Raw genomic sequence first — 12984 nt, 5'->3', positions numbered from 1 at the left:
ATCCTCCGAAGCAGCCAGGGTGCGGCCTGCCACGGCTGGGTGTTCTGTGGATATTCTGCCTGCTGGCTACGACAATCCTGTGACACGCATGGTGATGTTGATCCGCCCCTCGGACAGCCCGCAGTCCGAGGGTGCCGTTCCGGGATGCACCTTGGGGATGCCGTGGTAGGCGAACCGCGAAGCACCGCCGAAGACGAAGAGGTCTCCGGAGCGCAAGTGGACGTCCGTGTACGGCTTGGTGCGGGTCTCTGTGTTTCCGAAGCGGAAGAGGCAGGAATCGCCAATGCTCAGCGAAACCACGGGCGCGTTCGATTGCTCATCCTTGTCCTGGTGCATGCCCATGGCTGCAGCATTGTTGTAGAAGTTCACCAAGGCTGCGTCCGGGGTGTAGTACGCGGCCAGGTCAGCCAATGATGAGTCCTTGGCCAGTTCCGGGGCGTAGGCGGCCGCGACAGCCTTCCTGCCGAGGCGCACCATCCAGTCCGGGAAGTCCAGAACGGGACGGCCGTTCACATCCGTAGCCTCCCGTGTGTAGCGGTACGGCTGCCAGTGCCAGCCGAGGCATACGGTCCGGACGGACATTTGGTGGCCGCCGGGCAGCGTGGCAGCACGCAGTGGAACCGGGCCACGGGTCCATTCTCCGAAGCGGTCCACGATCCATCGCTGCTGCTCCAGGGTGAGCCAACCCGGCACGTGGACTGCACCCGGGGCAATCAGGCGGGGACCGGCGTCGTGCGTGTCCGGCTGGACAAGCTCCACCGGAAACAGCGCGTCATCGCTCATGCCGCCTCCAGGGCCAACAGGGTGCGTTTGGCGTCGGTGCCGCCAAGGTACCCGCCGTACGAGCCATCAGAGCGGACTACCCTGTGGCAGGGAACGATCACCGGCAAGGGGTTGGTGGCACAAGCGGTGCCGACTGCCCTGACGGCCTTGGGACTGCCCGCGGCCTGGGCCACCTGGGCGTAACTCTCTGTGCTGCCGTAGGCGATCCGGGGAAGGTGGTGGAGGACATCCAGCCTGAACCCGCGTGCCAGCCGGAAATCGAGGGGAAGGTCAAAGCTGTGACGTGTGCCGCCAAAGTATTCGTCCAGCTGCCTGGCGGCCTCGTCCAAGCGGGACGGAGCCTTCAGGATGGCGGGGCTCACGTTGTCCGAGAGGAGTTGGAGGACTGCTTGGTGGTCTTCCAATTCAAAGGCCACACGCAGCATCCCCTGCGCGGTGGCGGCAAGCAGGAGTTTGCCAACCGGAGAGTCGACTACCGTGTAGGCGATTTCCAGCGAATTGTCCTCCAGGGCGTCACGGATCAGGCGGGCATGAAGACTGGCCAGCGCCGTTTCAAGTCCGGAATCCAAGGGCTTCAGGAGGGTGGCGACGTCGCCGTGGTCCGCGGAGGATTCGGGGGTCATCGGGAGGCTCCTTTCGGTGTTGCCGATACCAGGGTGGGGTGGGGGTTCATGGATTGGCCGGCGAGGGCCGTCCGGAGTGCCCTGACGCCGTCCGCTGCAGCCCGACGCGCGGCCTCGGGAGTGCCGCCGTGCAGCTCTGCAATGTCTTTGTAGGGAAGCCCTGCCAGGTAGTGGTAGGCCACGGCCTGGCGCTGCTTTGGTGGCAGCTGGCCCACGGCCTTGAGGACATTCGCGTGCCCATCACCAGGGATACCGATCCGGGACGGCGCCTCCGGGAGTGCGTCCACAGGGACTGCGCGCCGGCCCGCCGCGCGCAGCAGGTCAAGGCATTTCCGGTGTGCGATGGTCACGAGCCAGGCTTCGACGTTGGCGTCCGCCGGAAGGTCGCCGTACGCCTTAAGGGCTGCGAGGAAGGTTTCGGACCAAGCATCGTCGGCCTCGTGGATTCCAAGCACCGCGCGGCACACCCGAAGGACCGTGGCGCCGTGGTCCTGGACCACCGCCTCGAAGGGTCTCTTGATGGGTACAGCCGGAGTGGGACCCATCAGAAGAGTTTGCTCTCTCTGATGGACGGGGGTTCCTCCAGTTCCAGCAGGAATCGCTTGTTGGCCAACCCTCCGGCGTAGCCCGTGAGCTGGCCCTTGTGACCAACCACGCGGTGGCAGGGAATGATGATGCTGATCGGGTTGCGGCCCACGGCAGATCCGACAGCCTGGGCCAGATGGGGATCGCCCAACTCGGCGGCCAACTCGCCGTACGTGACTGTTTCCCCGAACGGAATACTTTGCAGCCGCTCCCAGACCCGCTCCTGGAAGGGATTTCCACTGGTCTTGAAAGCTACGCCGAAGTGGGTCCGGGTGCCGTCCAGGAACTCACGGAGCTCTGACTCGGCCTGCGAGAACACGGTATCCTCCGGATCCACCGCGTCTCCGAAGTACTCGGTGGGCGGCAAATGCCAGTGGCCCTCATAAAAGATGCCCGTCAAAAATTCCCCGCGGGCAGTCAGCGTCAACTGCCCCAACGGGGAATCCATGGTGGTGTGCCTGCTGTTCATACCCTGTAGACGTTCACTGGCACGGAAATGTGAGGTTGGAGTTTCTAGGAACGCCAGCGGGTGGTCATGAGGAAGCCGACGATCGCAATGCCGAAGCCAGCCACGATGTTCCATGAGGCCCAATCCCGGACCGGGAATTGCCCTTCAGTGATGTAGAAGGTGATGATCCAGATGAGGCCGATGATCATGAGGCCAAACATCACCGGCTTGTACCAGACCGGATTCGGCTTGTACTGCTGCGCAGCGGAAGTCTGCTGTTCCTGACGGGCAGGCCTCTTGCGGGGCTTGGACTCGGGCACGGATCCTCCTTGGCTGGTTCACATAAACCCGTCGCAGCCTGCCTTGATATCCTGCAGGAAGGAAAATTCCAGCGGTCAACGGCCAGCGGCGTTCCGGGTTGGTCTAGCTGTCAAGTCTAGCCGTAACCAAAGGGCCGGTTGCGCCGCCCGCGTCCCCAGACGAGGAGAGCCCGTGGCGCACCAGCAGACCTCAGCCGCTGCTGCTGTGCCGTCTGCCGAAAGCCGGAGGAACAAAGCCCCGCGCCGGAAGCTCCGGCCCATGGATGTACTCCGCAAAATCAGCCAGATCATCGGTGAACTGCTCATCACCGCCGGCGTAGTCCTTCTTCTCTTCGTGGCATGGGAACTCTGGTGGACCAACGTCGAGGCCGACGCGAAGCAGACCGAGGCCGTCAAGAGCTTCGCGCAGGAGTTCACCGGCCCCGTCACGCCCGCCGCACCGGCAGACTACGGCAAGCCCGTGGTGGGTACGGCACCGGGTAACGGTGGAACCATTGGCATCATGTACGTTCCCCGCTTTGGGGCAACGTACACGCGTCCCATCATTGAGGGCACCGGATCCGACGTCCTGGACACGTTGGGTCTGGGGCACTACGGAAGCACCAGCATGCCCGGAGCGGTCGGAAACTTTGCCGTGGCCGGGCACCGGCAAACCCACGGCGCGGTCCTGGACAGCATCCACACCCTGGTACCGGGCGACAAGATCTACGTCCAGACCAAAGACGGCTACTACACCTACGTTTTCCGCAACAACCAGATCGTGCTTCCGAGCCGGACCGACGTGTTGTTGCCCGTCCCTACCCAACAAGGGGCCACCCCCAGCGAAAGCATCCTGACCATGACCAGTTGCAACCCCCGTTTCGGGTCACAGGAACGAATCATCGCCTACTCAGTACTGGACAGTTGGCAACCTTCGTCAGCCGGACCGCCGTCGGACATTGCCGCCCTGGTCGCCCAAGCCCAAGGAAAGGGATAGCGGATGTACGCCTGGATTTTCCGTAACCTTCCCGGACCCCTGTGGGTGCGGATCCTGACCTCAGTGGTCCTCGTGGGAGCGGCCCTGGTACTTATGGTCGAGTTCCTTTTCCCCTGGTTTTCCCAATTCACCACCCTGACCGACTCAACGATTGGTGCAGCACAGCAGCCATGAGCACAACAAAAATCCTGGTCGTAGACAACTACGACAGCTTCGTTTACACCCTTGTTGGATACCTGCAGGAACTCGGTGCCGAAACCACCGTGGTCCGCAACGACGACGTGACGCTCGCTGAAGCGAAGGAACTCGCTGCAGCCCGCGACGGCGTCCTTGTCTCGCCTGGTCCCGGCACGCCTGCCGAAGCGGGTGTGTGCATTGAGCTCATCAAGTGGTGCGGCGAAAACAGCAAACCAATGTTCGGCGTCTGCCTGGGCCACCAGGCCCTCGCCGAAGCCTACGGTGGCGTGGTGACCCACGCACCGGAACTGATGCACGGCAAGACGTCGCCGGTACAGCACCAAGGCAAGAGCGTCTTCGCGGGACTCCCCTCCCCGGTCACAGCGACCCGCTACCACTCACTCGCTGCTGTCCGCGATTCCATCCCGGATGTCCTGGAGATCACCGCCGAAACCACCAACGGCGTGGTCATGGGCCTGCAGCACAAGACCGCACCGCTGTGCGGTGTCCAGTTCCACCCGGAATCCGTGCTCACCGAAGGCGGCTATCAGATGCTGGGCAACTGGCTGGAGTCGCTGGGCATGCAGGGCGCCGCCGAACGTGCGTCCAAGCTGAGCCCGCTGATCCAGCACTAGCTGCGGAGAGCACTGACTGTCGCGAGCCGGCAGCCGGAAGCGTGCGTCCAAGCGACGAAGGAGCAACACGCGGAGGCTGGTGGGCGCGGCCGTCAGTCCTTCTTGGTGGCTGACGGCGAGGGCTTCGGCTTGTCCGTGGGCGTCGGTGTGGGAGTGGGACTCGGGGCCGGCGCCTTGGCCACCGTGACAGTGATGGTCTTGCCCTGATCCACTTCGACGTTGAATGCGTCGCTCTGGGCGGTCACCTTGCCGGGTTCCACTTGGCTGTTTTCCTGCTCGACGACGGCCATCACCAAGCCGTTTTCCTTCAGGACGGCCTCGGCTTCTGCTTGCGCAAGGCCGATGAGTTGCGGCATGAGCACCTTGCCCGAGGAGACCTGTAGTTCCACGTTGGACCCGGCAGCTATGGGTGCTCCGGGCGCAGGACCCGTGGTGATCACCAGGCCGGCAGCGACTGTGGGGCTGTTGGTCCGGACGGTCGAGATGGTGCCAGTGATTCCCAGGCTTCGGAGGTAGTCCCTGGCGTCCGCTTCCGTGCGCCCAGCGATGTCCTTCGGAATGGTCACGGAACTTGGGCCGCTGGAGATACTGAGGGTCACCTCGGCGTTCTGCTCGAGCATGGTTCCGGCCGTTGGCGAAGTGCCGATGGCCATGTCCTTGGCCACCGAATCGCTGGCCACGCGTGCCGTCTTGGGTACCAGCTTGGCGCCGTAAAGCTCCTGGATCGCCTGCGACTCGGACATGTTCGCGACGGTGGGAACAGCCACCTTGGCAGGCGCGGGCGGGGGTGTGTTGACCACGCTGTAGATCCAGAATCCGGCGCCGGCAAGGACCAGGATGGTGAAGATGGCGAGCGTGGCTGCCCACGCACGACGGCGGGAGTTCTGCCGTGGGGTCCGCTCCCGTTCCGGTGGGAGGCCCAGCGGAAGCGGTTCCTCCTGGGCGCGGGTGGCGTAGGCCTGCGGCTCGTTGTAACCGGCCCGCTCGGGGTCCTCGTTGATCTGGTCCACGTCGAGGAACCCGACGGCGGTGGCGCTCAGCAATTGGGTTGCGGGGCCCTCGTCATCCACAAGGTCGTTGGGATCCGTAGGCGCCTCGCTGGCGGCGACGGCAGGTACCGGGATGCCGTTGCTCGCTGCCCTGAGGGCGCGACGGAAGGCCGCGGCATCCTGGAAGCGGTCGCTGCGGTTTTTCTGCAGGGCCTTGGTCAGGACAGAATCGAGGGCCTCGGAGACCTCGGGATTGTGGGCGCTGGCAAGGTCCGGAGTTTCCCGCACGTGCTGGTAGGCCACGGAGACCGGGCTGTCGCCCACGAAAGGCGGACGACCCGTCAGGAGCTCGAAAAGCAGGCAACCCGCCGAGTAGAGGTCACTGCGCGCATCGACGGTCTCGCCCCTGGCTTGCTCCGGCGACAGGTACTGCGCCGTTCCCACCACGGCCTGCGTTTGGGTCATGGTGGCGGACGAATCCGCCATGGCGCGTGCGATGCCGAAGTCCATGACCTTCACGTCGCCACTGTCTCCGCAGACCATCACGTTGGCGGGCTTGATGTCCCGGTGGACGATTCCGGCCCGGTGGCTGTACTCAAGGGCGGACAGCACACCGAGGGTATAACCAATGGAGTCCTCGACCGTCAGCTCTTTGGCCTTGATCATGTCCCGCAAGGTACGGCCTGAGACGAACTCCATGACGATGTATGGGACGCGTACGTCCTCTCCGGGGCCGCCGGGGACCGAGTACTCACCCGTGTCGAAGATGGCCACGATGGAGGCGTGGTTGAGCGCAGCTACGGCTTGCGCTTCGCGCTTGAAGCGGGCCTGGAACTGTGGATCGCGGGCGAGGTCCGCCCGGAGGACTTTAACCGCAATGGTCCGCCCAAGGAGCGTATCCGTTCCGCGGTATACATCTGCCATGCCGCCACGGCCGATCAGCTCACCGAGTTCGTAGCGACCGTTGAGGATGCGCTGTTCAGACACAGGCGTCCTTTCCTCTCGGTGTGCCGGACCGGGCCGTGACGTTGACATGGTGAACTACTTGGTTGCCTGGGCGCTGGGGCTCGCGCTGGACGATGACGACGGGCCAGTGGGGACCACGGACTTGGACAGGTAGTAGGTAACCAGCGAGCCGGCTTCCACGTTGGTGCCCGCAGCGGGCGAAGACCGGACGAACGTCCCGGGCTGCTGCGTCGGGGAGCCGTTGACGGGATCGCCGGCCACCCAACGAAGGCCTGCGCCCTCGATGAGCCCGCGTACCTGGTCCTCGGGCAGGCCCACGCCGATGCTCGGGACAGCCACCATCTCCGGACCCTTGGAGTACTGGACGGTAATGGTGGTGCCAGGGTCAACCGGACCGGTTGGGTTGAGGCTGATGACCTCGCCCGGTGCGGCCGTGTTACTGAAGACCTCCTGGCCGTCAACGCCCAGGCCCATTGCCCGCAGTTCCGAGCTGACCTTCGGGAACTGCTGTCCTTGGAACTGCTCCGGGATCACATTGATCTTGGACTGCGTGGACTGCGAAGGAGTCGGCGTCTGCGAGGTCTGGGACGGCGTTGGTGAGGCTGAGCTGCTGGTGGGGCTCGAGGACACGCTGGGACTGGAGGAGGAACTGCTGGGGCTGGGGCTCGGCGAGAAGAAGCCGGACTGTGAAATCAGGAATCCAACCAAGGCAAAAAGGACCAGCAGGATTAACGCCACGAGCGGCCAGGTCCATGGGCTGCGTTTCTTGCGCTCCGGTTCCTGGTCGTCGTAGTTGCCGTCATCGTCGCTGTAGACGGTCTCGTCGTCGTTGAGCTGGCGTTCTGCTTCCAAGGCATTGGCACGGGTCAAAGCATTGTCCGACGAAGCGGCCGCGGCGCCCACAGCAGCCCCGGCAGCGGCGGCGCCAACCACCGGAAGTGCGGAGGTCGCCGTCGTCGACTGCTCTTTTCCGAACGGCGAGGCAACCACGCCCGTCGGAGCCGTCGCAGTGTTGACCGGAGCGGTGATGGGTCCGGTGGCACCCTCGAAGAGGAGCATGCCGGGAACGGCGGCGTGTGCCGTAGCGATGTCGCCGTTGCGGATGGCTTCCGCCGCCTCGGCCAGCTTGATGGCGTTGGCAGGACGGTTCTTCGGATCCTTGGCCAGCATGGACATGAGCAGCGCGCGCACCGGGGTGGGAAGCGTCTCCGGAAGGGGTGGCGGAGCGTCATTCACCTGGGCCAGGGCAATGGCAATCTGCGACTCGCCGGAGAAAGGCCGGTGGCCCGTGAGGCACTCGTAGCCGATGACACCCAGCGAGTAGATGTCCGAGGACCCCGTGGCGGTCTGGCCGGTGGCCTGTTCCGGTGCGAGGTACTGGGCAGTTCCCATGACCTGTCCGGTCTGGGTCAGCGGCACCTGGTCCGCGAGGCGGGCGATGCCGAAGTCCGTCACCTTGACCCGGTTGTCCGGCGTGATCAACAGGTTGCCGGGCTTGATGTCGCGGTGCACCAGGCCCTGTGCATGCGCCACAGCCAAGGCACGTGCCGTTTGGGAAATGATGGAGAGCGTCATGTCCGGAGACAGCACCTGCTCACGCTCAAGGATGGCGCTGAGCGGGTGGCCCGGAACAAGCTCCATGACCAGGTACGCCGAGCCGGCTTCCTCGCCGTAATCGAACACATTGGCGATACCCACGTGGTTGAGCAGTGCTGTGTGGCGGGCCTCGGCACGGAAGCGCTGCAGGAAGCCGGGATCGCCGGTGTATTCCTCCTTGAGCACCTTGATGGCCACGATCCGGCCCAGGATCTGGTCCTTGGCCTTCCAGACCTCGCCCATGCCACCAATCGCAATGCGACTGGTCAACTGGAACCTGCCGCCGAGTGTGATTCCCGAAGTAGGTCTCACTTATTCAACACCGCCTCAAAAATCTTCTTTGCGTTCGGACTGGTTAGCTTGGCACCGCTGAGCACATCCACACCTTCCATGACGATGGTGACGGCCACTTGCGGGTCGTTTGCCGGGGCGAACCCGGTAAACCATGAGTTGTTCAGGCCTGAATCGCCCAGCTCCGCGGTGCCGGTCTTGCCGGCCACCTTGACGCCGGAAACAGCGGCGCCGTTGGCGATGCCGTTGTCCACGGCACTGGTCATCCACTCGGTGATCTGGCCGGCAATGGGAGCCGTGGTGCTGGTGCGGAGGGCCTCGGGCTTGGTCTCGCTGATAACGCGGAGATCCGGGGACCTGACGGTCTTGACGAGGTTTGGCTTCATTTGCACGCCGCCGTTGGCAATGGCCGCGGTCATGAGGTTGATCTGCAACGGGGTCGCCTTGACGTCGCGCTGGCCCACCGAGGACTGGGCCAGCTGTGCCTGGTCAAGGTCCTTCGGGAAGACGCTCGGCGCCATCTGGAGTTTCAACTGGTCGCCGAAGTAGTCACCAAAACCGAATTTCTCGGCCTGCTGGCGGATGGCGTCCTGGCCCAGGTCCAAAGCGATGCTGGCGAACGGCGTGTTGCAGCTTTGCTCCAGGGCGAAGGAGAACGACGCCGTCTCCCGGACATTGCAGTTGCCGCCGGCATAGTTGGGGAGGCTTGCGCTGGATCCCGGGAGCGGCAGGCTGGAGGGGTTCGGGAGCTCGCTGTCCTTGTTGTACTTCCCGGAGTTCAACGCCGCAGCGGTATCGATCAGCTTGAAGACAGAGCCCGGCGACAGCAGGTTGCCCGTAGGGCCGCTCACGTTCTGGTTCAGGTTGATGCCCGGAATCTGGTTCAGCTCGTTGTAGTTGGCCTGCGCCGCCTTGGTGTCATGGGTGGCGATCAGGTTGGGGTCGTAGGACGGTTTGGAAACCATGGCCAGGATGGCGCCGGTCTTCGGGTTCGTCACCACAATGGAGCCGCGCTGGCCGTCCGGGATCAGGTCGTAGGCAAGCTTCTGGACGGCGGGGTCCAAGGTCAGCTCCACGGAGGCACCCTTGGGTTCGTTACCGAGGAACATCTGGCTGACGCGGTCCAGGAACAGCTGGTCAGAGTTGCCCGCGAGCGTATCTCCCATGGACTGCTCAAGGCCTGTGGAACCAAAGCCCTTGGAGAAGTAGCCCGTGATGCCGGCGTACAGCTCGGGTTGGGTGTATTTGCGCTGGAAAGCGCAGGACTCGGTCCCCGTGACGGATTCGGCGATCGGCGTGCCGGCCACGATGATGGCCCCGCGGTCGTTGCAGAAGGACGCGAGGATGGCGCGCTGGTTCCAGGGGTTCTTGTTGAGATCGTCGGCACCGATCACCTGCACGTAGCTGATGGCGCCGAGGATCAGGGCAAACATGGCGACGGCAGCCATCCACGAACTTCTAATAGCCTGGTTCATTGCTGCTTCACCGCCTCTGTTGGTGTGCTGGGGGTTTGTCCGGTGGCCGGCTTACGGGCAGCCGGGGTGCTGCTGGTTGCCGGCGGCTTGTTGACCATGGGTGTAGTGTCCACTGGACCCCGTGCCGTGTTGGAAATCATGAGAAGCAATCCAACAATGATCCAGTTGGCCAGGAGCGACGAACCACCTGCCGCGAGGAACGGCGTGGTGAGGCCGGTCAGCGGGATCAAACGGGTGACACCGCCGATCACCACGAAGCACTGCAGGGCGATGGCGAAGGACAGGCCACACGCAAGGAGCTTGCCGAACGCATCCCGGGTGCCCAGTGCGGCACGGAAGCCGCGGGTGAACAGCAGCAGGTAGAGCATCACCACGGCGAACAGGCCAATCAGGCCGAGTTCCTCGCCGATGAGTGCCACGATCATGTCGCTGTTGGCAAAGGGAACAAGGTCCGGCCTGCCCTGGCCCAGTCCCGTTCCCACGAGCCCGCCGTCGGCCATGCCGAACAGGCCTTGGACAATCTGCCCACTGCCGCCGGGTGACCGTCCGAAGACTTCCGGGGTGAAGGCGTTGATCCAGCTGTCGATGCGGAACGCGACGTGCGAGAAGATCTTGGAGGCAACAAAGCCACCGCCCAGGATCAGGACCAGGCCGATGACTACCCAGGAGATACGGCTGGTTGCCACGTAGATCATGACGATGAAGAGGCCGAAGAAGAGGATGGACGAGCCGAGGTCGCGCTGGAAAACCAGCACGCCGATGCTCACCAACCACGCGGTGATCATGGGACCAAGGTCCTTGAAGCGCGGGAACTGCATGGGCCCGATCTTGCGTCCGGCCAACAGGATGAGGTCCCGGTTGGAGGACAGGTAGCCCGCGAAGAAGATGGCCAAGGTGATCTTGGCGATTTCACCGGGTTGGAAGGTCATGGGACCAACGCGGATCCACACTTTGGCGCCGAGGACCTCGCCGGCGGAGATGCCCGGAACCAAAGGCAGGATCAGCAGAAGGGCACTGACTGCCAGGGAAATGTACGTGAAGCGTCGCAGGATCCGGTGGTCCTTGAGGAACCAGATGACGGCGATGGCCACGGCCATGGCAATGAGCGTCCAACGGAGCTGGTTGTTCCCTGTGTCTTCGCCCGGAGCATCCATGCGGTGGATCAGTGCGAGGCCAAGACCGTTGAGTGCAACCACAATCGGAAGTATTACCGGATCGGCATATTTAGCCCGGAGCCGGAGGACCACGTGGAAGGCAAAGGCAGCCACAGCGAGCAAGCTGGACTGGAACCAGAAATCGCTGTCCAGGCCGGACTCGGAATTGATGCTCACCAAAGCACTGGCGCCGATGCCCACGGCCAGGGCCAGGACGATGAGCACCAGCTCGACGTTCCGGCGGGGCTTGGGTGTTGTTTCGGTCTGGATCATTTTGCCGCCTCACATGGAGTCGGGACGGGCGAGGGCGTTGGTGTGGCAATCGCTGCCGTGCTGGGAACAGGAACGCTGGTGCTTGGGGAGGGGGTGGGAGTTGCGGTTGGGGAAGAGCTGGGGCAGCTTGCTGAAGCGCTGCCGTAGTTCTTCAGGTTCTCCACAATCCGCTGGGCGTCATCCAGGTCTCCCGCGGGAACGGTCTGGCGGACGCTCTGCCGGCCGTATTCGGGCAGCGAGTCGACGCGAAGGTCCGTTACCGACTCCAACCGGGAAAGCTGGATGGGGCCGAGCCGCTGTGAGATGCCGTTGTAGATGGCAACGCGCTGGTCGAACTCGCCCACGTAGTAGCGGGTCTGGGTCCAGGCGTAACCGAGCCAGAGACCCACCACCACGCCAAGGACCACGACGGCGGCCACGGCAGGCATGAGCCAACGGATGCGGCGCCGCGGAGGTTCTTCGAGTTCAAGGCGGTCCTGTTCGGCCTTGTGCGTCAGGACCGTTGCTGCCCGGCGGGCCACCGTGCGGCCCGCCACCGTGGGAATCGAGCCGGTCTCAGCGGCTGTCGCCGCCGCGCCAACCAGTTCGTGGGGCCGGCTGGCCAGTTCTTCGCGCAGGACCTCGGCGGACAGGTGCTCGCCCAGGTGCGGATCGGTCGTGGCAGGAGGTTCCTTGTCCTCGGAGGACTCGTCCTTGGCTGGTTCCTTGCTTGGGGCTGCAGGATCCTCGTCGCCAGGACCGTGGGCGCTGAACGAGGAACCTGCGGCAGGTTCCTTGGTGTCTTTTGCTGCGTCCGCCGCCTCGTCCTTGGCGGCCGGCGGCTCATCCGCTGACTTGCTGGCGGTGACCGTGTCCGCCTGTTCGGCCTGGGCGGGTGCCGCGGGCGGTACGACGTCGACGGCGGCTGTGCTGACGTCGTCGTCCGTTTCTTCCGCGATCTCCAGCATCACGACGGTGACGTTGTCCGGGGCGCCCGCTTCAAGGGTCAGGTCCACCAAGGTTTCCACGCACTCGCGAAGGTCCTTGATCTCGCGGACCTTGCGCTCCACGACGTGTCCGGCCACATAGTTCAGGCCGTCGGAGCACAGCAGCCAGCGTTCGCCGGGTTCGACGTCCAGGATGTCCAGGTCCAGTTCGGGGCTGGCGTCAACATCGCCAAGGACGCGCATCAGGACGTTCTTGTGGGGATGTGTTTCGGCTTCCTCCGGGCGCAGGCGGCCCTCATCGATGAGGCGCTGCACAAAAGTGTGGTCGATGCTGACCTGCTCGAACTTCTTGTTGCGCAGGCGGTAGGCGCGGGAATCGCCGATGTGCGCGAAGTGCAGCTTCCGGCCCTCAAGGAGCAGGGCCGTCACGGTGGTGCCCATGCCGGAAAGCTTGGGATTTTGGTGGACCAGCTCGGAGAGCAGGGAGTTCGCGGTCTGGATCTCGTCCGCGAGGACAGTGTCTGCGCCGTCCGGGTAATCGTCGTGATCCAGGTGGATCATGTCCAGGACCGTTGATGCCGAGGCCACATCGCCGCCAGCGTGACCACCCATGCCGTCGGCAACGACAGCAAGATGGCGGCCCACGTAAGCGGAGTCGTCATTCTTGGAGCGGATCCGACCGACGTCGGAGCGCGCCGCGTAGCGCATGATGAGGGGGCGCTCCGCCGGCGTTTCCTTGCCTTCGGTGGTCTGTGGGGCGGCCATGG

General features: G+C 64.2%; 13 protein-coding genes. 3 read left to right on the top strand and 10 right to left on the bottom strand.

Annotated features, from left to right (window positions below):
- Positions 1-66: 66 nt before the first annotated feature.
- From ACIQTZ_RS10940 to ACIQTZ_RS10920, 5 genes are read right to left on the bottom strand one after another with little or no spacing between them, the layout of a single operon-like run.
- Positions 67-783 carry an alpha-ketoglutarate-dependent dioxygenase AlkB family protein gene (locus ACIQTZ_RS10940; protein WP_402980338.1) on the bottom strand — a complete coding sequence of 239 codons (717 nt, stop codon included), beginning with the start codon at positions 781-783 and terminating at the stop codon, positions 67-69.
- Entirely contained in the window at positions 780-1406 is a 627-nt protein-coding gene (locus tag ACIQTZ_RS10935) for a methylated-DNA--[protein]-cysteine S-methyltransferase (protein WP_402980336.1), read from the bottom strand. Before ACIQTZ_RS10935 ends, ACIQTZ_RS10940 begins: the two co-directional genes overlap by 4 nt.
- Positions 1403-1951 carry an RNA polymerase sigma factor gene (locus ACIQTZ_RS10930; protein ID WP_402980334.1) on the bottom strand — a complete coding sequence of 183 codons (549 nt, stop codon included), beginning with the start codon at positions 1949-1951 and terminating at the stop codon, positions 1403-1405. The genes ACIQTZ_RS10935 and ACIQTZ_RS10930 overlap by 4 nt, the downstream gene beginning before the upstream one ends.
- Positions 1951-2460: a methylated-DNA--[protein]-cysteine S-methyltransferase gene (locus tag ACIQTZ_RS10925; protein ID WP_402980332.1), complete on the bottom strand. Its 510-nt coding sequence runs from the start codon at positions 2458-2460 to the stop codon at positions 1951-1953. The genes ACIQTZ_RS10930 and ACIQTZ_RS10925 overlap by 1 nt, the downstream gene beginning before the upstream one ends.
- Positions 2461-2504: 44 nt before the next feature.
- Positions 2505-2759 (bottom strand): cell division protein CrgA, encoded by a 255-nt coding sequence (locus ACIQTZ_RS10920; protein ID WP_387437502.1) that lies wholly within the window; start codon positions 2757-2759, stop codon positions 2505-2507.
- Between the two features lie 259 nt (positions 2760-3018).
- Between ACIQTZ_RS10920 and ACIQTZ_RS10915 the strand changes: the two genes are divergently transcribed.
- Genes ACIQTZ_RS10915 through ACIQTZ_RS10905 form a run of 3 tightly spaced genes read left to right on the top strand, consistent with a single transcriptional unit; the run spans position 3019 to position 4547 of the window.
- The gene (locus ACIQTZ_RS10915) at positions 3019-3735 is read left to right on the top strand and encodes a class E sortase (protein WP_402980562.1); all 717 of its coding nucleotides are present in this window, start codon (positions 3019-3021) and stop codon (positions 3733-3735) included.
- A gap of 3 nt (positions 3736-3738) precedes the next feature.
- Positions 3739-3909 (top strand): hypothetical protein, encoded by a 171-nt coding sequence (locus tag ACIQTZ_RS10910; RefSeq protein WP_397324240.1) that lies wholly within the window; start codon positions 3739-3741, stop codon positions 3907-3909.
- Positions 3906-4547: an aminodeoxychorismate/anthranilate synthase component II gene (locus ACIQTZ_RS10905; protein WP_400334889.1), complete on the top strand. Its 642-nt coding sequence runs from the start codon at positions 3906-3908 to the stop codon at positions 4545-4547. Before ACIQTZ_RS10910 ends, ACIQTZ_RS10905 begins: the two co-directional genes overlap by 4 nt.
- 92 nt (positions 4548-4639) lie before the next feature.
- Here ACIQTZ_RS10905 and pknB read toward each other — a convergent pair whose 3' ends face one another.
- Genes pknB through ACIQTZ_RS10880 form a run of 5 tightly spaced genes read right to left on the bottom strand, consistent with a single transcriptional unit; the run spans position 4640 to position 12982 of the window.
- Entirely contained in the window at positions 4640-6571 is a 1932-nt protein-coding gene (gene pknB, locus ACIQTZ_RS10900; RefSeq protein WP_402980330.1) for a Stk1 family PASTA domain-containing Ser/Thr kinase, read from the bottom strand.
- A 6-nt stretch (positions 6572-6577) separates the two neighbouring features.
- Complete coding sequence (locus tag ACIQTZ_RS10895) at positions 6578-8410, bottom strand: protein kinase (RefSeq protein ID WP_402980328.1); 1833 nt, start codon at positions 8408-8410, stop codon at positions 6578-6580.
- Complete coding sequence (locus ACIQTZ_RS10890; protein WP_402980326.1) at positions 8407-9864, bottom strand: penicillin-binding transpeptidase domain-containing protein; 1458 nt, start codon at positions 9862-9864, stop codon at positions 8407-8409. Before ACIQTZ_RS10890 ends, ACIQTZ_RS10895 begins: the two co-directional genes overlap by 4 nt.
- Positions 9861-11291: an FtsW/RodA/SpoVE family cell cycle protein gene (locus ACIQTZ_RS10885; RefSeq protein ID WP_400334881.1), complete on the bottom strand. Its 1431-nt coding sequence runs from the start codon at positions 11289-11291 to the stop codon at positions 9861-9863. Before ACIQTZ_RS10885 ends, ACIQTZ_RS10890 begins: the two co-directional genes overlap by 4 nt.
- Positions 11288-12982, bottom strand: a complete 1695-nt coding sequence (locus ACIQTZ_RS10880; protein ID WP_402948701.1) for a PP2C family protein-serine/threonine phosphatase — start codon at positions 12980-12982, stop codon at positions 11288-11290. Before ACIQTZ_RS10880 ends, ACIQTZ_RS10885 begins: the two co-directional genes overlap by 4 nt.
- Between the last annotated feature and the right edge of the window lie 2 nt (positions 12983-12984).

The sequence above is a fragment of the Paenarthrobacter sp. NPDC090520 genome, from assembly GCF_044769205.1.
In the GTDB taxonomy this organism is placed as follows: domain Bacteria; phylum Actinomycetota; class Actinomycetes; order Actinomycetales; family Micrococcaceae; genus Arthrobacter.
This window is presented reverse-complemented; position numbering and strand designations above follow the sequence as displayed.